Annotated in this window: 18 protein-coding genes and 1 riboswitch; of the genes, 5 read left to right on the top strand and 13 right to left on the bottom strand. The window is 72.6% G+C overall.

Annotated elements, in window-relative coordinates; genetic code table 11:
• Positions 1-141 precede the first annotated feature (141 nt).
• Positions 142-1107 carry an iron-containing redox enzyme family protein gene (locus RAN62_RS10205; protein ID WP_305784291.1) on the bottom strand — a complete coding sequence of 322 codons (966 nt, stop codon included), beginning with the start codon at positions 1105-1107 and terminating at the stop codon, positions 142-144.
• Positions 1108-1270: 163 nt separating this feature from the next.
• Between RAN62_RS10205 and RAN62_RS10200 the strand changes: the two genes are divergently transcribed.
• On the top strand, positions 1271-1813 hold the full coding sequence (locus RAN62_RS10200; RefSeq protein ID WP_305784290.1) for a hypothetical protein: 543 nt from the start codon (positions 1271-1273) through the stop codon (positions 1811-1813).
• An 11-nt stretch (positions 1814-1824) separates the two neighbouring features.
• Here the strand turns inward: RAN62_RS10200 and RAN62_RS10195 are convergent, their stop codons facing one another.
• Together RAN62_RS10195 and RAN62_RS10190 are read right to left on the bottom strand one after the other, a co-directional pair.
• Complete coding sequence (locus RAN62_RS10195; RefSeq protein ID WP_305784289.1) at positions 1825-3048, bottom strand: GDSL-type esterase/lipase family protein; 1224 nt, start codon at positions 3046-3048, stop codon at positions 1825-1827.
• Positions 3049-3074: 26 nt separating this feature from the next.
• On the bottom strand, positions 3075-3353 hold the full coding sequence (locus tag RAN62_RS10190) for a DUF3817 domain-containing protein (protein ID WP_438874480.1): 279 nt from the start codon (positions 3351-3353) through the stop codon (positions 3075-3077).
• A 121-nt stretch (positions 3354-3474) separates the two neighbouring features.
• Between RAN62_RS10190 and RAN62_RS10185 the strand changes: the two genes are divergently transcribed.
• Positions 3475-4953 carry a glutamate-cysteine ligase family protein gene (locus tag RAN62_RS10185; protein ID WP_305784287.1) on the top strand — a complete coding sequence of 493 codons (1479 nt, stop codon included), beginning with the start codon at positions 3475-3477 and terminating at the stop codon, positions 4951-4953.
• A 3-nt stretch (positions 4954-4956) separates the two neighbouring features.
• Here the strand turns inward: RAN62_RS10185 and RAN62_RS10180 are convergent, their stop codons facing one another.
• The 4 genes from RAN62_RS10180 to RAN62_RS10165 all read right to left on the bottom strand — a co-directional run bounded on the left by RAN62_RS10180 (position 4957) and on the right by RAN62_RS10165 (position 6949).
• Entirely contained in the window at positions 4957-5145 is a 189-nt protein-coding gene (locus RAN62_RS10180) for a DUF397 domain-containing protein (protein WP_305784286.1), read from the bottom strand.
• Positions 5146-5243: 98 nt separating this feature from the next.
• Positions 5244-5432 (bottom strand): DUF397 domain-containing protein, encoded by a 189-nt coding sequence (locus tag RAN62_RS10175; protein ID WP_305784285.1) that lies wholly within the window; start codon positions 5430-5432, stop codon positions 5244-5246.
• A gap of 75 nt (positions 5433-5507) precedes the next feature.
• On the bottom strand, positions 5508-6398 hold the full coding sequence (locus tag RAN62_RS10170) for a helix-turn-helix domain-containing protein (RefSeq protein WP_305784284.1): 891 nt from the start codon (positions 6396-6398) through the stop codon (positions 5508-5510).
• Positions 6399-6514: 116 nt separating this feature from the next.
• On the bottom strand, positions 6515-6949 hold the full coding sequence (locus RAN62_RS10165; RefSeq protein ID WP_305784283.1) for a DUF6232 family protein: 435 nt from the start codon (positions 6947-6949) through the stop codon (positions 6515-6517).
• A gap of 342 nt (positions 6950-7291) precedes the next feature.
• Between RAN62_RS10165 and RAN62_RS10160 the strand changes: the two genes are divergently transcribed.
• The gene (locus RAN62_RS10160) at positions 7292-7918 is read left to right on the top strand and encodes a sugar O-acetyltransferase (protein ID WP_305784282.1); all 627 of its coding nucleotides are present in this window, start codon (positions 7292-7294) and stop codon (positions 7916-7918) included.
• 101 nt (positions 7919-8019) lie between these two features.
• Here RAN62_RS10160 and RAN62_RS10155 read toward each other — a convergent pair whose 3' ends face one another.
• The 6 genes from RAN62_RS10155 to RAN62_RS10130 all read right to left on the bottom strand — a co-directional run bounded on the left by RAN62_RS10155 (position 8020) and on the right by RAN62_RS10130 (position 15627).
• The gene (locus RAN62_RS10155; RefSeq protein ID WP_305784281.1) at positions 8020-8355 is read right to left on the bottom strand and encodes a cobalamin biosynthesis protein; all 336 of its coding nucleotides are present in this window, start codon (positions 8353-8355) and stop codon (positions 8020-8022) included.
• Positions 8352-9746: a cobyrinic acid a,c-diamide synthase CobB gene (locus RAN62_RS10150; protein ID WP_305784280.1), complete on the bottom strand. Its 1395-nt coding sequence runs from the start codon at positions 9744-9746 to the stop codon at positions 8352-8354. The genes RAN62_RS10155 and RAN62_RS10150 overlap by 4 nt, the downstream gene beginning before the upstream one ends.
• Positions 9740-10342: a cob(I)yrinic acid a,c-diamide adenosyltransferase gene (gene cobO / locus RAN62_RS10145; protein ID WP_305784279.1), complete on the bottom strand. Its 603-nt coding sequence runs from the start codon at positions 10340-10342 to the stop codon at positions 9740-9742. Before cobO ends, RAN62_RS10150 begins: the two co-directional genes overlap by 7 nt.
• Positions 10342-12354: a VWA domain-containing protein gene (locus RAN62_RS10140; RefSeq protein ID WP_305784278.1), complete on the bottom strand. Its 2013-nt coding sequence runs from the start codon at positions 12352-12354 to the stop codon at positions 10342-10344. Before RAN62_RS10140 ends, cobO begins: the two co-directional genes overlap by 1 nt.
• 35 nt (positions 12355-12389) lie before the next feature.
• A riboswitch (cobalamin riboswitch) is annotated at positions 12390-12513 on the bottom strand.
• 120 nt (positions 12514-12633) lie between these two features.
• Entirely contained in the window at positions 12634-14229 is a 1596-nt protein-coding gene (locus RAN62_RS10135) for a gluconokinase (protein WP_305784277.1), read from the bottom strand.
• Between the two features lie 114 nt (positions 14230-14343).
• A complete protein-coding gene (locus tag RAN62_RS10130; RefSeq protein WP_305784276.1) occupies positions 14344-15627 on the bottom strand; it encodes a citrate synthase in 1284 nt (427 codons plus the stop codon).
• A gap of 179 nt (positions 15628-15806) precedes the next feature.
• Here RAN62_RS10130 and RAN62_RS10125 point away from each other — a divergent pair, with 179 nt between their 5' ends.
• Together RAN62_RS10125 and RAN62_RS10120 are read left to right on the top strand one after the other, a co-directional pair.
• Positions 15807-16661, top strand: coding sequence for a universal stress protein (locus RAN62_RS10125; protein WP_305784275.1), 855 nt, complete (start codon positions 15807-15809; stop codon positions 16659-16661).
• 23 nt (positions 16662-16684) lie between these two features.
• Entirely contained in the window at positions 16685-18955 is a 2271-nt protein-coding gene (locus RAN62_RS10120) for a putative bifunctional diguanylate cyclase/phosphodiesterase (RefSeq protein ID WP_305784274.1), read from the top strand.
• Positions 18956-19027: the final 72 nt, after the last annotated feature.

The raw sequence follows: 19027 nt of genomic DNA, 5'->3' as shown, positions 1-19027 counted from the left end.
GACAAGAACACGCCCGGCGAAGCAGACAGGAACGCGCCCGGTGGAATCGGGCCAGAACGCGCCCGCCGAAGCGGACGCGGAAGGGGCGCCGTCGAAAGCAACGGCGCCCCAAAAAAGTGACCAGCTCAGAGAAAGCCCAGCTCAGGCCAGCGCCATCCGCAGGGACGACTCCCCCGCCGCCCACCGCCCGAGCACATACTCCGCCCAGCGATCCTCCATCGACAGCACACACCGCGCCCCGAACAGCACGTCGCCCGCCAGCTCCGGCTCCGCCGCCGCGAACGAGCCGCACATGTCGAAGGCCGCGATCTGCTCGTGCACCGCGTCCGCCTCGACGTGCTCGTCGTAGAAGCGGGTGGCCACCTCGTCCCCGCCGAGCCGGCGCAGGCCGTTGCCGTAGTGCCGGTTCGGGCCGGTGGAGGTCATCTCGTACGCGGCCAGGTGTCCCAGCAACGCCCCGCGCCACCGCCGGTGCAGCCCGAACAGCGACATCAGGTTGTTGTTGGCGAGCGTGGCGGCGGGGACCACGTCGACGTAGGCACCGTACGTGGTGTCGAGGTCGAGCGCCCGGAGTGTGTCCTTGAACAGCTCCTGGTGCATGCGGTGGGTCACCCCGCCGCCGTACTCGTCGATCTGGACCTCGATGAGGGCGGCCTTGGCCGCACCGCCGAGCCGGGGGATCGCGAAGGTGTGGGGGTCCGCCTCGCGCAGGTGGTAGACCGAGCGGTGCGTGGCGAACTCGCGGAACTGCTCCCAGGTCGCCCGCCCGCGGATGTAGCCGGACAGCGACGGGCCGCCGGTCTCCTGCGTCATCTTGACCAGCGCGTGCGGCACGTCGTCCACCGGCGAAGGAACCTCGAAGCTACGCAGGTCCGCCTCGAACAGCTCTTCCAGCCGGCTCCGCAGCCCGATCAGCCCCGGCTGCCACTCCCAGCGGTCGTCAACGCCGTCCCAGCCGCGGTAGTGGAGCTCGTACAGCACGAAGAGCGCGAGGTGCAGGTCGTCGGGCGAGTCCGGCTCCCCCGGGTCCGCGAAGTCGTGCGGCGCCTGGACGAGGGCGGCCGTCACGGCTTCGGAGACGGGGCCACGTGGCAGTGGCAGTTTCATGGGTCCTCCACCAGATGAAGAGCGGCGGACCAGGAGGTTCCCGCTCATGTCCAGGTCAAACGATCACCGCGGCGCTACCGTGGTCCAGGAACGCTCGATTCACTCACTGTGTCGCCAACATTGCTCTCCGTATCATGGTGGAACCCCCCTGGAGGTGATCCCCATGGATGACACCGAGCTGTACCGCGAGCAGATCCTCCGGCACGCCGGGCCGGTCATCACCGGACGCTTCGCCGGCTACGGCGCCTCGTACACACGTACGGTCAAGATCGGTCAGCCCGTCCTCGTCGCGGTCTACGTCACCGCGATGATCGCGCAGACCCTGGGCTCGTTGCTGCTGTCCCTGCTGCGCAGCGGCGGCACCGGCGGGAAGCGCCGCTCGTTCAAGGACCTGAAGAAGGGCCCCGAGTACCTGGTCACGCCGGTGCGGCTGCGCGACGACCTGGGCCAGGTGTACGAGGTCGAGATGCACGGCCAGCTCCCCCAGTCGGCGCTGCGCCGCGGCGACCTCGTGCAGGTGCGCACCGTCCAGCAGAAGGACCCCGATCTCGCCGCCCGGCTGCAGCAGATCGTCAACTGCGAGACGCTGCGGCCGTACACCCCCTGGGTCCCCACCCCGTGGACACACCTCGGCCCGGGGCTGTTGCTGCAGGCCGCCCTGGGTCTGCTGGTCGTGCTGGCGCTGGTGGCAGCCTGGCTACGGTAGGCGTGCCGCGCCTAGAGCTTCCCGAGCGGGACGGCCGCGGCGAGGGCCGCGTCCCCGGCCGCGTTCGGGTGGATGTGATCACCGCTGTCGAACTCGCGGCGCATGCGGCGGGGCCGGTCCGGGTCGCGGACGGCGGCGTCGAAATCGGCCACCGCGCCCGTGGTCCGGATCCACTTGTTGACGGCCAGCCGCGTGCGCTCGCGGCCGGCCGTCCAGGTCTTCCACCCGTACCACGGCGTCAGCGTGCCCACGACGACGCGCAACCCGTCGGCGCGCGCCCGGGCCATGAGCCGCCGCAGCCCGGCGATGACGGCCTCCGCCCGCTGGTGCGGCCACTGCTGGATGTCATTGATGCCGAGCAGGATGATCACCGTACGCGCCCCCGCCGCCCCGAACGCGTCATCGGCCCGGCTCAGCGCCCGCGGCCCGGCGTCCTGATAGACGGTGTAGTGCGGCCAGTAGGCGTCGAGCAGAATGCGGTTGCCGGTGATCCCCGCGTTGGCCACCCCGTAGTCGTCGGTCCTGCGGTCCTTGCGCAGCCGGGCGGCCAGACAATCGGTCCACCGCGCGTTGTCGTTGCGCCCCGAGCGGATGCCGTCGGTGATCGAGTCGCCCAGCGCCACGACCGTCCCGGGACCGCCGGCGACGTCGACCTCGCTCACGTAGTGCCACACGCGGGTCACCTCGCCGAACGCGCGGCCGGAGAGGTCGGCGGCGTGGTCGGCCCGGCTGCGGCTCACGTACGAGTCCTGCATGGCGGTGGGGTGCGTCGTGACCCGTACCACCGGCTTCGGCACCCAGACGCTGACCAGCAGGTCGGCCTGCGCGGGCACGGCCAGCCGGGCGGGATCGCTGACAGCGCCGGCGCCGGCCCGGATCGTGACGGCCCTGCGGCCGCCGAAGGTGAGAGACCGCAGCGTCCCGGCTCGCGCTTTTCCCTGGTACGCCCGGAGCGCCACCGTCGCGTGCCCGACGACCAGGGGCTTGTCGCCGAGCCGGTTGGTGAGGTGGACGCGGACGGCGGAGCCTCCGGCCGTGAGGTGAACCACGTTGCGAACCGTGTAGCCGGCGTCCTGATACCGCACGGCGGCAGCCGGGGCGGCCGCCCAGCCGGTGGTCCACGCGATCGGCGCCACCGGCGCGGGCGTGGTCACCGCGGGCGCCGCCTGCCTCGCGGTCTGCGGGGTGCAGGCCGCGAGCACCAGCGTCAGCACGACCGGGAGCAGGCGTCGCATGCCCCCTTCTTGCCCCGTTCAGGCGCTCAGGATTGCGTCGCCGGCAAAGGTGACCCGTCCGTGACAAGGCCCCGCGACCGGGCCCAGCGCTCGAACACCAGCGTCGCGAACGGCGGGATCGAGCACGCCAGCGCGACCAGCGTCACCCACCAGCGCCAGCCCCCGGCCCGGGCCTGCAGCGCGGTCATCGCCAGGTACGCCATGAACATGGCACCGTGGATCGGACCGGCGATCTGCACGCCGATCTCGTTCTTGACCACGACGTACTTGAAGAACATCCCTGTCAGCAGCAGTGCCCAACTCACCGCTTCGGCGATTGCGACGGCGGCGAACAGGGCAGGTATGCGGCGCACATTCTCTCCGGCGGTCGGCGTTGACTGTTGATCGGAATAGTAGTTGCAGGCTCGGCGAAGGGCGGTGGCGCAGGTGGGCGAAGAGGTCGCACGGCACGAGTTCTCGCGCGAGGACCGTACGCAGTACCGGCAGAAGATCCGGCGCAGCCTCGACGTGTTCGCGTTGATGCTGCGCGAGTCGCGGTTCGAGTTCGAGCGGCCGCTGACCGGCATGGAGATCGAGCTGAACCTGGTCGGCGAGGACGCGGACCCGGCGATGTGCAACCAGGAGGTCCTCGACGCGCTGGCCGACCCGGACTTCCAGACCGAGCTGGGCCAGTTCAACATCGAGATCAACGTCGCGCCCCGGCGCCTCGGCGGCGACGGCAACGCCGACCTCGAGCGCGAGCTGCGGGCCAGCCTCAACAACGCGGAGAAGCACGCCCGGAGCGTCGGCGTGCACACCGCCATGATCGGCATCCTGCCCACCCTGCGGCGCGAGCACCTGACGGCCACGTCGCTGTCCAGGAACCCGCGGTACGCGTTGCTCAACGAGCAGATCTTCGCCGCCCGGGGCGAGGACCTCGACATCCGCATCGACGGCGTCGACCGCCTCGCCGTGACGACCGACTCCATCGCCCCCGAGGCGGCGTGCACCAGCACCCAGTTCCACCTGCAGGTGAGCCCCGAGCAGTTCGCCGCGTACTGGAACGCCGCCCAGGTCGTCGCCGGCGTCCAGGTGGCCCTGGGCGCGAACTCACCGCTCCTTTGCGGGCGCGAGCTGTGGCGCGAGACCCGGATCCCGCTCTTCGAGCAAGCCACGGACACCCGCTCCGAGGAAATAAGAGCTCAGGGCGTACGGCCGCGGGTGTGGTTCGGCGAACGCTGGATCACCTCGGTCTTCGACCTCTTCGAGGAGAACGTCCGCTACTTCCCCGCCCTGTTGCCCATCTGCGACGACGAGGACCCGGAGCAGATCCTGGAGAGCGGCGACACCCCCGCCCTCTCCGAGCTCCGCCTGCACAACGGCACCGTCTACCGCTGGAACAGGCCGATCTACGCCGTCGTACGCGGCCGGCCGCACCTGCGCGTCGAGAACAGGGTGATGCCCGCCGGCCCCACCGTGGTCGACACCGTCGCGAACGGCGCCTTCTACTACGGACTCGTCCGCATGCTGGCCGAGGCCGACCGCCCGATCTGGACCCAGATGTCCTTCAGCGCCGCCGAGGAGAACTTCCACTCCTGCGCCCGCCACGGCATCGCCGCCTCGGTCTTCTGGCCCGGCCTGGGCTATGTCCCCGTCTCCGAGCTGGTCCTGCGCCGCCTCCTGCCGCTGGCCCACGAGGGCCTCAACCGCTGGGGCGTCCCGGCGGACCAGCGCGAACGCCTCCTGGGCATCATCGAGCAACGCTGCCTGACCGGCCGCAACGGCGCCACCTGGCAGGTCGACACCCTGCACCACCTGGAAGGCGAGGGCCACATGGACCGCCAGCAGGCCCTCCACGAAATGCTGAAGCGCTACCTCCCCCTCATGCACGAGAACATCCCGGTTCACGAATGGGAGCTGCCCTGAGAGTTAGAACTGCCCGGCGGCGATCCCGCGCTTGAGGGCCTCCCACTCCGCTCTCGAGTAGGTCACCACCACCTCGGGTTGCGCGCTGTTGCGCAGGTGGACGGTATCGCCGGCCTCGGCGACCTCGGCACAGGCCGAGTCGGCGCAGTCCTTGCTGCGTTGCCAGTTGAGCCGGTCGGGCTTCTCAGTCATGAGAACCTCCTGTCCTGCACACAGGGTACGGACGTGGCTACTGGGAGGAAAGAGCGCCGGAATGCGCACGACAGCACGCCGTCGTGCGCACCATCGTGTCAGCGCGGGTAGTCGCCGGCGAGAATTTTCGCGACGAAGCCCTGCCACTCCGGCTTGGACACCCGCAGCACGGCGCCCTCCCGGTTCTTGCCGTCCCGCACCGCGACAGTGTCACCGTCGAGGGCCACCTCGACACACGCGCTGTCGGAGCAGTAGCTGCTCTTGACCCACTTCATTGTGGCTGCCATGCCTCTCATCCATTCTCTGTTCAACAATCAACGAACGCCGCCGGATGCTCTCCGGAGCGTGCTCAACACGGCGGTCTACAAGCGATCAGCCCGCGTGCGCAGCGAGAGGGCCTCCGCCTCGATCGCACGAATCGTCTTCTCCTCGTTCAGGGAGAGCCGCCAGAGGTCCTCGAAGGTAGAGCGATGGAACTGCACTTCGGCTCGGTCATGATCAAGACTGTCGCGAATGTGCCGCTCGCGATAGAGCACCGCGTCGCCGGGGTCGTCGCTGAGATCCAGCACCTGGAAGGAGCCGATGACGCCGAGAATCGCCCCCTCCTGCAACGGCACTATCCGGACGTTGACCTGGGGGCGCCGGGCAACCTCGGCCAGATCCTCGAGCTGCTCGGCCATCACCCGGACACCGCCGATCTCGCGCTTGAGCGCCGACTCGTCCAGGATCAGCAGCAGCTGCGGCCCCTCCTCGACGTCGAGCACGTTGGCCCGCCGCTGCAGGCGGACATCGAGCCGCACGCGGCGGTCCTCGTCCGAGAGACTCTTGTCGAACCAGCTGATGAGGAACTCCGCGTACGAGCGGACCTGCAGGATGCCGGGAACCAGCACGGGCTGGTAGAACCGGATCGCCGTGGCCTCCGCCTCGAATTGCAGGAGCTGGGAGTAGGCAGGCGTCAGATGCTCCCGGTACTCGCGGCCCGCCCACCAGCGCTGGCGGCGGGAGATGCGGGCCTCCTCGAGAAGCAGGTCGATCTCCTCCGGGTCGGAGATGCCATAGAGATCGAGAAGCGCGCGGAGGTCGGTGCCGGAGACGCTGACGTCACCGGCTTCGATGCGCTGCACCTTGGAGAGAGACCAGCCGGTGCGGTCGGCGACGACACCCTGGCTCCAGCCGGTGGCCTCGCGGGCCTTGCGCAGGGCGAGGCGCACCCGCCGCCGGGCGACGGCGGGAGACTCTCCTTGCGCAGACACGTCGGTTGCCTTTCGAGAGCCGGTCGGGACAGGGGCCGAGTCGGCGGTACCGCAATCTGCGGTACCGCAGGTACGGGAGACTATCGCACCCGGATCGGCCCGGCCCTGTCATTCGGTTACCCGCCGGTTGTGTCCTGTCTGTGCTCGATCGCACGGATCAAGCCGCGGCAGGCCGCTTCCAGATCACGGCGGGGCAGCTCGGCGACGACCACGTCGGTGCCCCGGTAGCTCGCGCGGAGCTGCGCGGGGACCCGCCGCCGGTGGGCGCGGTGCTCCGCCGCGGCGATCGCCAGGCTGATCAAAAGGACCACCACGACGGCCAGCACCGGCCAGCCGTGCAGGTGGCGGGCCGCCAGGGCGACGAGGATCACCGTGCCGCCGGTGGCGGACATGATGCGCTCGTGGCCCGGGCGGCGGCGGACCACCCCGAGGTCGTGCAGCTCGGAAATGAGCCAGACCCGCCAGCCGCCCGGCACCCGCACCTTGACGAGCCGGCCGGTGATGACCAGCTCCGGGCGCCGGGGGTCCGGCCCGCGGTAGTAGACCGTCATTTCGTTCACCTCCCTCCGGGCGGGGCTTGCACCAGCCCGGAGAAGAGGAGAAGGATGTCGTCTGCACGGGCGTGTTCCCTCCCCTCTCCGCGGGGGCGGATGCCCGGAGGCGGCGCCCAGCTCCACCTGGGTGTCGCCTCCTTTGTCTGCGTGCCCCGGTCGCGACTTGTCCTCAGTATGGGGCCGATCGGACGTACTAGCTACACCGCAGACAGCGGTACAGCTGCCGGCGAGGCCCGCCATCTGCGCAATCGACCGGTTCGGCGCCCACTCCCCCGTCGCTTCCCATGCTCGCAGTGGCTGTCCAGCCGCTTGGCGCGGCCCGGCCGGTAGGGTCGGATCATGATCAACGAGGCGGAGCGGGAAGTGCGGCGGCGGATGGCGTCGCGGGAGCTCTACCGGGACTCCGCGGCCGGGCTCGAGGCGCTCGATGCGGAGCGGGTCCGGGGCAAGGAGCTGGTGCACGACTACAACGCGACGCGGCCGCGGGAGACGGCGGAGCGGGAGCGGTTGCTGCGGGAGCTGCTCGGGGGCGTCGGCGAGCGGGTGTGGATCGAGCCGCCGCTGCGGGTGGCGTACGGGAACAATCTTTTTCTCGGCGACGACGTCTATGTCAACTTCGGGCTGACCGTGGTCGACGACGTCGAGGTGCGGGTGGGTGACCGCGTGATGTTCGCGCCGAACGTGACGATCACGGCGACCGGGCATCCGGTTCACCCCGCACTGCGCTCCGACGGTACGCAGTTCTCGGCGCCCGTGGTGATCGAGGACGACGTGTGGATCGGGGCGGGCGCGATCCTGCTGCCGGGCGTGACGGTCGGGCGCGGCTCGGTGGTCGGCGCGGGCGCGGTGGTGACGGGCAACGTGCCGCCGGACGTGGTCGTGGCCGGGGTGCCCGCGCGCGTCGTGCGGCCGATCACCGACGCCGACCGCGAGTGGAGCTACAAGCCGCCCCGCGACCTGACCTGAGCGGCCCCGACGAGAGGCAGGACGCCGGGCACAACGCGCACAGAACCAGCGGGCGCGAAACCGGCGCGGGCGAAGCGAGCGCGGAACCGGCAAGGGCGAAATCAGCGGGCGAGAGCCACCGCCACCCCGGCATGGATCGTCTTCGGCAGCAGGAGCCGGGCGCCGGGACCCGCGGCGAGCAGAGCTGCGGCCTCGGCGACGCTGGGCGCCCCGGTCAGCCGCACCGTGCCAGGTGTGGGCACGTCCGACAGCTCGGCGGCGCTGAACGTCACGAGCGGCAGTCCCAACCGGTCCGCCAGCTCCCGCACCACGGGCCCCCGGCGATCGAGCGTGGCGATCACCGTCGCTGGGGCCACGGCGAGCGCCGCCGCCGCCGCCTGGTCGAGCTGCGCCGGCGACACCGACGACCGGGCGCCGATCCCCAGCGCGACGGTCACGAGCCGGGTGACGCCGCGACCGACGGGACCGGGCCGGCCGAGGCGGCGGCCGTCACCAGGCGGTGGGCGATCGCGCGGTCCCCGGCCCAGTGCAGGTGCAGATAGGACGCGTGGAGCTGCGGCGTCGCGAACCCCTCCGGGTCGGCCCCGCGCCACGCCCACGCCGCTCCCCCGGCCGGCTCGAGCAGCAGACCGGAGCGGGGGTGCACCGTCGTACGGTGGAACTCGTGGCCGGTGGCCCGCGAACCCGCCGGGAAGAGCGGGCTGTCCGACAGCGCGACCGCGTCCCGGTAGCCCAGGGTCAGCGACGGGGTCATGGCCGCCTCGGCGTCGAGGACCCCGCACATCGGCTTGCCGTCGAGGGTGCGGCACAGCCAGAGGAGCCCCGCGCACTCGGCCGCGATCGGGAGGCCGTGCGCCGCGTGCCGGGCCACGGCGGCTCGGAGCGGCTCGTTGGCGGACAGCTCCGCCGCGTACACCTCGGGGAAGCCGCCCCCGACGACCAGCGCGCGCGTGCCCTCGGGGAGGGACTCGTCGCGCAGCGGGTCGACGGTCACGACATCGGCGCCGGCTCCGGCGAGGAGCTCGGCGGTTTCCGCGTACGCGAAGGTGAAGGCCGGGCCGCCGGCGATCGCCACCACCGGGCGGCCGGGCACCGGATCCTCCGACGCCGGACTCCACGGCGAAGCGTCCAGCGGCGGCGCCGAGCGGGCCAGCGCCATCACCTCGGCCAGGTCCACCGAGGACTCGACCAGCGTGGCGAGGGCGTCCACCGAGGCCAGGGCCTCCGCCCGGCGCTCGGCGGCGGGGACCAGGCCCAGGTGGCGGGAGGGCGCCTCGACGGCGGTGGCGCGGCGCATCGCCCCGAGGACCGGGGTGCCGACCTCCTCGCACGCCTCGCGGAGCAGGGCCTCGTGCCGGTCCGAGCCGACCTGGTTGAGGATCACGCCCCCGATCCGGACGTCGCCGAAGCTCCGGAAGCCGTGCACCAGCGCCGCGACCGACCGGCCCTGCGCGGCGGCGTTGACCACGAGGACGACCGGGGCGTTGAGCAGACCCGCGACCTGGGCGGTGGAGCCCGTGTCGCCCCCGCCGACGCGCCCGTCGTAGAGGCCCATCACGCCCTCGACGATCGCCAGGCTCGTGCCGGCGGCGCCGTGGGCGAAGAGCGGGCCGATCAGCTGCTCGCCGACCAGCACCGGGTCGAGGTTGCGGCCCGGGCGCCCGGCGGCGAGCGCGTGGTAGCCCGGGTCGATGTAGTCGGGGCCGACCTTGAACGGCGCGACGGCCAGGCCGCGCCGGGCGAACGCCGCCAGCAGACCCGTGGCCACCGTCGTCTTGCCGTGCCCGGACGCGGGCGCGGCGATCACGATCCGCGGGACGGTCACCATTCGATGCCTCGCTGACCCTTGCGGCCGGCGTCCATCGGATGCTTGACCTTGGTCATCTCGGTCACCAGGTCGGCCGCCCCGAGCAGGTCGGGGTGGGCGTCGCGGCCGGTGATCACCACATGCTGGGTGCCGGGCCGGGCGCGCAGCGTCTCGACCACGTCGGCGACGTCGACCCAGCCCCACTTCATCGGGTACGTGAACTCGTCGAGCACGTAGAAGCCGTAGCTCTCCGCCGCCAGGTCGCGCTTGATCTGCGCCCAGCCCTCGGCGGCCTCGGCGGCGTGGTCGCGTTCGCTGCCGGCGCGCTGGATCCACGACCAGCCCTCGCCCATCTTGTTCCACACGACGGGCGCGCCGCCGGGCACCTCACCGAGCGCCTTGAGCGCCGACTCCTCGCCGACCCGCCACTTCTCGGACTTGACGAACTGGAACACGCCCACCGGCCAGCCCGCGTTCCACGCCCGCAGGGCCATGCCGAACGCGGCAGTCGACTTGCCCTTGCCGTGTCCCGTGTGGACGGCGAGCACGGCCTGCCGGCGGCGCTGCCGCGTGGTGAGCCCGTCGTCGGGAACCGTGGTGACCTTTCCCTGCGGCATCAGGCAGCCCTCGCGATCGTTCCGGACGCGTTCAGCGCGTCGAGCGGCATGACGTCGGCGCCGAGGGCCCCGGCCAGCCGCCGGGCGAGACCCAGCCGGACCGGCCCCGACTCGCAGTCGACGACGACGGTGGCCACACCGGCCAGCGCGGGCGCCACGGACACCGGGTCCGGGCCGCTGGTCGCGCGCCCGTCCGTGACGACGACGAGCAACGGCCTGCGCCGCGGATCCCGCCTGCGCTCGGTCGCGATGGTCGCGGCCGCGGTGCGCAGGCCCGCCGCCAGCGGGGTACGCCCCCCGGTGCGCAAGCTCGCCAGTCGCAGCACCCCGACCTCGTGGCTCGACGTGGGCGGGAGCACCTGCTCGGCGTCGCGGCCCCGGAACGTGATCATCCCGATCCGGTCCCGCCGCTGGTAGGCGTCCCGCAGCAGCGACAGCACGGCCGTCTTCACCACGGTCATCCGCCGGCGGGCCGCCATCGAGCCGGACGCGTCCACCACGAACAGCACGAGGTTGGCCTCCCGCCCGACGTGGACGGCCTCGCGCAGGTCCCGCGGCTGCACGAACGTCTCGCCGGCGCCCCCGCCCCGGTGCACGGCGGCGCGCAGCGTGGCGGGCAGGTGCGGCGCCCCGCGCAGCTTGCCCTGCGGCACGCGCGAGCCCACCACCCGGCCGCGCCGCGAGAACGCCGGGGACCGCCGCCCCGCGTGGCCGCCCTCACCGCGGGCGGCGATCGTCAACCTGCGCGTGCGGAAGACGGCTCCGGCCGAGGCCGGTGGGCCCGATTTCCCCGGCTTGTCGCCCGGGGACGGCGGCACGGCGGCTTCCTCGTCGCCCGTCGCGGGCGAGTCGGTGCCGGAAGCCGGAACAGGCGGTGGACCGGACGAAGGCGGCGCGCCCCCGGAACCAGGCCCGCCAGGGCCCCCGCCGTCATCGTCCGGGCCGCCGTCGGGCTCGCCCGAGCCGTCCGGGTCGTCGTCGGGGTCTTGCCCGGGCATGTCGGCGTCGGCCTGGGCCAGAGCCTCCTCCAGCCGCTCCTCGTCCGTGCCGGGCGGGTCGAGCGGGTCCTTGCGGCGCCGGTGCGGCAGCGCCAGCCGGGCCGCCTCGCGCACGTCCTCCGCGGTCACCGTGTCGCGCCCGTGCCACGCGGCCAGCGCCACCGCGCACCGGGCCACGACGATGTCCGCGCGCATGCCGTCGACCCCGTAGGCGAGGGAGATCCGCGCGATCCGGTCCAGCTCGGCGTCGGGCAGCACCACCGCCGGTACGGCCGCCCGCGCCGCGACGATCCGGGCGGCCAGCGCGGCCTCGTCGCCGGCGAAGCGCGCGGCGAAGGCGCCGGGCCCCGCCTCGTACGCCAGGCGGCGCCGCACCACCTCCGCCCGCTGCACCGGGTCGCGGGGCGCGGCCACCGTCACCACCAGGCCGAACCGGTCGACCAGCTGGGGCCGCGGCTCGCCCTCCTCCGGGTTCATGGTGCCGACCAGCAGGAACCGGGCCGCGTGCTTGACCGACACGCCGTCGCGCTCGACGTGCGCCCGGCCCATCGCGGCCGCGTCGAGCAGCAGGTCGACGAGGTGGTCGGGCAGCAGGTTGACCTCGTCGACATAGAGCGCGCCCCGGTGGGCGGCGGCCAGCAGGCCCGGCTCGTAGGCCTTCACCCCGTCGGCGAGCGCGCGCTGGATGTCGAGCGTGCCCACCACGCGGTCCTCGGTGGCCCCGACGGGCAGCTCGACCAGCGTGGCCGGCCGGTGCCCGTGCGGGGCGCCCGGCTCGTGCGGGCCGTCGGGGCAGCCCGGGTCGGGCGCGGCGGGGTCGCAGGCGAAGCGGCAGCCCCGCACCACGTCGACCTCGGGGAGCAACGAGGCGAGGGCCCGCACGACGGTGCTCTTGGCGGTGCCCTTCTCGCCGCGCACCAGCACGCCACCCACGGCGGGCGACACGGCGGTGAGCAGGAGGGCGAGGCGCAGATCGTCGAGGCCGACGACGGCGGAGAACGGGTACGGCGTCACGGCCAGAGTCCTTTCCGCGGGTGTCCACGCCCGCGTGTCGGTCGGTGCGAGCGGCCGGAGTCTCCTGACTCCCGGGCGCCGCGCGACGCCCGGTCACAGTGGCGGGACCGCCCCGGACTCGCACCGGGTTCCTCCGCTACCGCTCGAGAAGCACTCTTTCTCACCCGCACCCACGACGTCAACGTGAGCGGTGGTGGGCTTCCCCACGCCGTTACGTGAGGTTCGAGGCGCCCCCGGCAACTACGGTAGGGGAGATTCCCCCGCGACCCGGAACCGGCGTCACGCGGGCTCGCCGGCCGCCGGGCCGCGGCCCTCGTCGACCGCCTTCTCCGTGCTCGGCAGCGGCTCGGGCGCCAGCCGGTCCAGCTCGGTCAGCACGTCGGTCACCGCCAGCGCGGACCGTTCCACCAGGGGGCGCAGCCGCTTGTACAGGGCCGCGTCGTCGGGGTCCGGCCGGGTGTGGCCACTGATCGGGACCAGCGCGGCGGCGGAGTCGAGGTCGGGCAGGTCGCCGAGTGAGTGGAAGCCCAGCAGCACCGCGCCCAGCGCCGTGCCCTCGGGCGTGTCCGCGATCGCCACGGGCAGGTCGAGCGCCGAGGCGAGCGTCTCGGTCCAGAGCTCGGAGGCGACCGCGCCGCCCGTCGCGCGTACCTCGCGCATCTCGATGCCCTCGTCCGCGAACGTGTCGCGGACCAGGGCCAGCTGCTGGCACACCCCCTCGACGGCCGCGCGGACCAGGTGCGCCCGGCCGTGCTCGCGCCGCAGGCCCAGGTACGCCCCGCGCATCCCGCCCTTCCACCACGGCGCCCGCTCGCCCAGCAGGTACGGCAGGCACAGCAGCCCCTCGCTGCCGGCCGGGGCGCCCGCCGCCTCCACGAGCAGGGCGGCGTCGCGGACGTCGGCGTCCTCGCCCTCGGCCGGCGGCCGGTCGAAACCCTCGGCCATCGTCTGGCCGGCCCAGCGCACGACCGATCCGGCGTTGTTGATCGCACCGCCGAGGACCCACTTGTCCTCGGTGAGCGCATAGCAGAACAGGCGGCCGCCCTTGTCGGCCACAGGACCATCGACCACTGTACGGAGGGCACCGCTCGTTCCCAGCGACACCGCGGCCACGCCGGCCGGGGTCGCCCCGACGCCCAGGTTCGCGAGCGGCCCGTCGGCGGCCCCGATGACCAGGGGCGTGTCCGCAGGCAGTCCCGCCGCCTGCGCCACCTCGGGGTGCAGCCGGAGGAGGGTGGTGGTGGGCACGACCTCGGCCAGCTGCTCAGCGCGTACGCCGGCCAGGTCGAGCGCTTCGGCGTCCCACCGCCGCTCGTGGATGTCGTAGAGCCCCGTCCCGGAGGCCAGCGAGAGATCCACCACGAACCGGTCGTCCGCGAGCCCGGAGAGCACGACCTCCTTGACGCCGCCCCAGCGTGGCGTGTCCTTCAGCGTGCCCGGATCGGTGGCCCGCCACCACGCGAGCTTGGCGAGGGGCGCCATGGGGTGCACCGGCGTACCCGTGCGGGCTTGCAGCTCCTTGCCCCGCCCGCCGTCGCCGATCTCCCGCGCCTGCCCGGCCGAGCGGTTGTCCGCCCACGTGATCAATGGTCCGCGCGGGCTGCCGTCGGCGTTCAGGGGCGCGAGGCCGTGCAGGAAGGCGGACAGGCTCACCGCGCGAACGTGGTCGCCCTGGTCGCGTACCTCGTGGGCGACCTTGACCAGCGCCTCGACGGCGGCGTCCCGCAGGCGCGCGGCGTCCAGCTCGGCGCGGCCCGGACCGGGCACCGACAACGGATAGTGCACGCTGACCACGGCCCGGACGGTGCCGTCCGCCGCCGCGGCCACCCCCTTGGTCGCGGTGGTCCCGGTGTCGATCCCGATGACGACGTCCATGCAGCCCTCCAGCCTCGCTGTGCACCAGACCCCATGCCCGAACCGCGCGGCGGACAACCGCGCAAACAGCAGTGGCCGCCCGGAGCCGGGCGGCCACTGCTGGGAAAGAAGAGCTCAGCGCTCGCTGATCGGCACGAACTGACGCTCCGCCTCGCCCGTGTAGAGCTGGCGCGGGCGGCCGATCTTGGTGGCCGGGTCGGCGGACTGCTCCTTGTACTGCGCGATCCAGCCGGGCAGCCGGCCGAGGGCGAACAGGACCGTGAACATCTTGGTCGGGAAGCCCAGGGCCTTGTAGATCAGGCCGGTGTAGAAGTCGACGTTGGGGTAGAGCTTGCGGCTCACGAAGTAGTCGTCCGCGAGGGCGATCTCCTCGAGCTTGAACGCGATGTCCAGCAGCGGGTCCTGCACGTCCAGCGTGGACAGGACGTCCTGGGCGGCCTTCTTGACGATGGCGGCGCGCGGGTCGTAGTTCTTGTAGACCCGGTGGCCGAAGCCCATCAGCTTGACGCCCTTCTCCTTCGCCTTGACGCGGCGCACGAAGGAGTCGACGTCGCCGCCGTCGGCGCGGATGCCCTCGAGCATTTCGAGGACGGCCGAGTTGGCACCGCCGTGCAGCGGGCCGGAGAGGGCGTTGATGCCGCCGGCGACCGAGGCGTAGAGGTTGGCGCCGGCCGAGCCGACCAGGCGCACGGTCGACGTGGAGCAGTTCTGCTCGTGATCGGCGTGCAGGACGAAGAGCATGTCGAGGATCTTGGCGATCTTCGGGTCCACCTCGTACGCGACGGTCGGCAGCCCGAACGTCATGCGCAGGAAGTTCTCCACGTAGTCGAGCGAGTTGTCCGGGTAGGGCAGCGGGTGCCCGATGGACTTCTTGTACGCGTACGCGGCGATGGTCGGCAGTTTCGCCATGAGGCGGATGCCGGAGATGTCGACCTGCTCGGGGTCGGCCGGGTCGAGCGCGTCCTGGTAGAACGTGGAGAGCGCGGTGACCGCCGAGGACAGCACGGCCATCGGGTGGGCGTCGCGCGGGAAGCCGGAGAAGAAGGTCCGCATCTCCTCCTGCAGCAGCGTGTGCACGCGGATCTTGTCCGCGAACTCGGCCAGCTGCGCGGGGGTCGGGAGGGCGTCGTAGATGAGCAGATAGGAGACTTCCAGGAAGGAAGCCCGGCCCGCGAGCTGCTCGATCGGGAACCCTCGGTATCGGAGGATGCCGGCGTCACCGTCGATGTAGGTGATCGCCGACGCGCAGGAGGCCGTGTTGACGAAACCCTGGTCGAGGGTGACGTAACCGGTCTCCTTGAGGAGGGCGCTGATCTCGATGCCACCCGGCCCCTCCACGGCCGGCCGGACCGGCAGCGAGAGTTGGCCACCGGGGTGGTCGAGCTTGACATCCGTCATGTATTTCCCTCACTTCACCGGCAGATGTCGCGAATAACCTGCCGTTCACCGTAAACCCTCAAGCTGAACGGGTCATCAGCCGGTCGATCGCTGAGGGATTGATCACGAAAACGTGCGCGCGGTCACAACATAGATAATGGTTGGTGACCGTATGGTTGCGGTGCGAGGCGGTGAAACCGATGCGGACTCCGGAACCTGCTCCTGTCGTCGTGGCCGTGAACGGGACGGCTGCGGGCCTGGCCGCGGCGCGGCTCGGTGCGCGTGAGGCGGTCGCCCGCGGGCGGCCGCTGCGGATCGTGCACGCCTTCTCCTGGCCCGGTGCCTCCTCCGATGATCCCCCGGATTTCGCCGGCGCGCGACAGGTTGCCAATCAGATGGTGCGAGACGCCACGGAGACGGCCCGGCGATCGGTGCCGGGCGTGCGGGTCGACGGGCGGGTGCTCGAGGGCAGCCCGGTCCGCGAGCTGCTGCGCCTGAGCCGCACGGCCGGCCTGCTGGTGCTCGCCGACGACGGGCTCGCGACCCTGCGGCACCTGCCCCTGGAGTCGGTGCTCGTGCAGACCGTCTCCCGGGCCCGGTGCCCGGTCGTCGTGGCGCGGGGCGTGCGGCCCCCGGCGGGACCCCTGCTGGCCGCGGTGGACGGGTCGGCCAGCGCACTGCTCGCCGTGCGCGTGGCGGGAGCGGAGGCCGTACGCCGGGAAGTCGCTCTTGATCTGGTGCATGTGGCCGTGGACGCCACCGCCGCGGAGCGCGGGCGCCGGGTGCTGGCCGAGGCGGCCGCCGTGGTGAGCGGGATCGCGCGGGTCCGCACGCGCCTGCTGCACGGCGATCCCGCCGCCACCCTGGTACGCGCGTCGCGCGGGGCCCGAATGCTGCTGATCGGCCCCCGGGGGACGGAAAGCCCCGGGCTGCTCGGTCTCGTGGCGGCGCACCTGCTCTGCCACGGCGCCTGTCCGACCGTGTTTGTCCACGGAAGTGCTGCCACGGCGGGTGTTCCGGACGGTAAGTTGCCGACGGGAGCACTGATCAGCTGACTTGTGCCGGGGGGCGATGCGAGGTGCGGGGTTCGACTGCGCCGCGCTCCTGGCGGTACGCGTGGCTCGGGGCCATCGTGCTCGGCGCGGCGGCCACGGTGCTGTACGTCCTCGACGTCGACGACGTGGTCAACGCCGCCTGTTTCGTCTTCATCGGGCTGGGCGGCGTGGCCGCGTACCTGACCGGTCCCCGCCGCTTCGGGGCCGAGCCGCGCGCCGCCTGGCTGGCCATCTCCGCCGCCGGCGTGCTCTTCCTGGCCGGCGCGCTGGTGCGCCCGTTCGTCACGGACCGGCCGCTGACGGCCGACGCGCTGACCCTGCCCGGCTATCTGTGCCTCAGCGTCTTCTTCTCGCTGCTCGTCCGCGCCCGCGGCGCCATGGAACGCCACGCCGCGCTCGACGGGCTCATCGTCTGCCTCGCCGGCGGTCTCGCGAGCGCGCTGCTGCTGGCGGCGCCCGCGGTCGCCGTGCCCGGCCGGCCGTTCCTCGAGTCGTCGCTCGCCGGGCTCTACCCGCTGCTCGACGTGGTGCTGCTCGCACTGGCCGTCAATCTGACCTTCACCGCGCGCGTCTGGCCGCCCAGCCTCGTGCTGCTGCTGACGTCGATCCTCATGCTCATGGCCGGCGACGTCGGGTACGCGATCATCGGCGTCGACGGGCAGACGTACGCGTCACCGCTGCTCGACGTGCCCTTCCTCGTCTCGTACTCGCTGATGGCCGCCGCCTCGCTGCACCCGTCCATCACCGAGGTCGGCCACGGCGACCGCTATCCGGTGCAGGCGTGGTCCTGGCGCCGCATGCTGCTGGTCGCCCCGGCGGTGCTGACGCCCTTCGCGCTGCTGCTGACCGTCGGCCAGTACCCCACCTACCGCGTCCTCATCGGCGGCACCGGCGCCGCGATCGTCGTGCTGCTGCTGGTCCGGGCCGTCTCCGCGGTGCGGGCGCAGGCCGAAGCCCAGCTGCACTCGGAGTACCAGGCCACCCACGACCCGCTCACGGCCCTGCCCAATCGCCGCATGATCACGAGTACGGTCGAGCGCCTCGTCGCCGAGGTCCCGGCGACCGGGTCCGAGCGCGTGTGGGTGGCGTTCCTGGATCTCGACGGCTTCAAGTGGGTCAACGACTCGTGGGGGCACGACGCCGGCGACCAGCTCGTGATCGAGGTGGCGACCCGGCTGCGCGCGGCCCTGCACGGCGTCGAGGAACCGGCCCGGGTCGGCGGCGACGAGTTCCTGATCACCTTCGTCGGTGACGAGCGCCGGGCGCTGCGGCTGGTCGACGTGATCCAGGGCTGCTTCGCCACGGCGGTGCCGGTGCTCGACACCGAGGTCGTCATCACCGCGTCGATCGGGCTGGCCCACGCGCCCGGCGGCGGCGACCCCGCCCTGACGGCCGAGGCGCTGCTGCGCGACGCGGACACCGCCATGTACCGGTCCAAGGCCGAGGGCCCCGGCCGCTCCACGGTCTTCGACACGTCGATGCACGACAAGGTCCGCGAGCGCATCGAGCTCGAGGGAGCCCTGCGCGCCGCGCTCGCCGAGCACCAGCTCACCGTGGTCTACCAGCCGATCGTCCGGCTCGGCACCGGGCAGCCGTGCGGCGCCGAGGCGCTGGTGCGGTGGACCCACCCCGAGCGCGGGCCGGTCCCGCCGATGACGTTCATCCCGGTGGCGGAGGAGGCCGGGCTCATCGGGGCGCTGGGCACCTATGTGCGTACGGAGGCCCTGCGCCGGCTGGCCGAGTGGCGCGCGAACGGCACCGTCGGACCGGACTTCTACCTGTCGATCAACGTCTCGCCGCGGCAGTTGTCGGAGGCCACGCTGGCCCGTACGGTCGCCGCGGAGCTGCGGGAGCTCGGCCTCCCGCCGGAGGTCGTCGCCCTGGAGATGACCGAGTCGGTCATGGTGGACGGCGACGGGGTGGCCGCGCGGGTCCTCTTCGAGCTGCGCGAGCTCGGCGTCAAGCTGCTCGTCGACGACTTCGGCACCGGCTTCTCCGCCCTCGGCTACCTGCGCCGCTTCCCGGTCACCGGAGTCAAGATCGACCGGTCGTTCGTCTCCGGGCTGGGCGAGGCCGGCCAGGACGAGGAGATCGTCCGCGCCGTGGTCGCCATGAGCCGCGCGCTGGGCCTCACCATCGTCGCCGAGGGCGTCGAGACCCGCGCCCAGCGCGACGCCCTCGCCGCCGTGGGCGTCACCCAGGGTCAGGGCTGGCTCTGGGGCCCGGGCGTGCCGGCCGGCGACTTCGCCCAGCACTGGGGCACTCAGCGCCGACTCCCCACGCACCAGGGGTAACGGCGTATCGCCCCCGTCGGTTACGGGCTGTAGCCCCCCGGTGGACAGGTCGGGTTCACCGGGGCCTCATCT

The organism is Symbioplanes lichenis (genome assembly GCF_030709675.1).
Classification (GTDB): Bacteria; Actinomycetota; Actinomycetes; order Mycobacteriales; family Micromonosporaceae; genus Actinoplanes; species Actinoplanes lichenis.
The sequence above is the reverse complement of the archived record's forward strand: the minus strand, read 5'-3'. Positions and strand labels throughout refer to the sequence as shown.

Excerpts from the sequence above, each read along its gene's own strand:
- RAN62_RS10205 (WP_305784291.1), bottom strand. The coding sequence starts at position 1,107 with ATGAAACTGCCACTGCCACGTGGCCCCGTCTCCGAAGCCGTGACGGCC.
- RAN62_RS10200 (WP_305784290.1), top strand. The coding sequence starts at position 1,271 with ATGGATGACACCGAGCTGTACCGCGAGCAGATCCTCCGGCACGCCGGG.
- RAN62_RS10195 (WP_305784289.1), bottom strand. The coding sequence starts at position 3,048 with ATGCGACGCCTGCTCCCGGTCGTGCTGACGCTGGTGCTCGCGGCCTGC.
- RAN62_RS10180 (WP_305784286.1), bottom strand. The coding sequence starts at position 5,145 with ATGACTGAGAAGCCCGACCGGCTCAACTGGCAACGCAGCAAGGACTGC.
- RAN62_RS10175 (WP_305784285.1), bottom strand. The coding sequence starts at position 5,432 with ATGGCAGCCACAATGAAGTGGGTCAAGAGCAGCTACTGCTCCGACAGC.
- RAN62_RS10165 (WP_305784283.1), bottom strand. The coding sequence starts at position 6,949 with ATGACGGTCTACTACCGCGGGCCGGACCCCCGGCGCCCGGAGCTGGTC.
- RAN62_RS10160 (WP_305784282.1), top strand. The coding sequence starts at position 7,292 with ATGATCAACGAGGCGGAGCGGGAAGTGCGGCGGCGGATGGCGTCGCGG.
- RAN62_RS10150 (WP_305784280.1), bottom strand. The coding sequence starts at position 9,746 with ATGGTGACCGTCCCGCGGATCGTGATCGCCGCGCCCGCGTCCGGGCAC.
- cobO (WP_305784279.1), bottom strand. The coding sequence starts at position 10,342 with ATGCCGCAGGGAAAGGTCACCACGGTTCCCGACGACGGGCTCACCACG.
- RAN62_RS10135 (WP_305784277.1), bottom strand. The coding sequence starts at position 14,229 with ATGGACGTCGTCATCGGGATCGACACCGGGACCACCGCGACCAAGGGG.
- RAN62_RS10130 (WP_305784276.1), bottom strand. The coding sequence starts at position 15,627 with ATGACGGATGTCAAGCTCGACCACCCCGGTGGCCAACTCTCGCTGCCG.
- RAN62_RS10125 (WP_305784275.1), top strand. The coding sequence starts at position 15,807 with ATGCGGACTCCGGAACCTGCTCCTGTCGTCGTGGCCGTGAACGGGACG.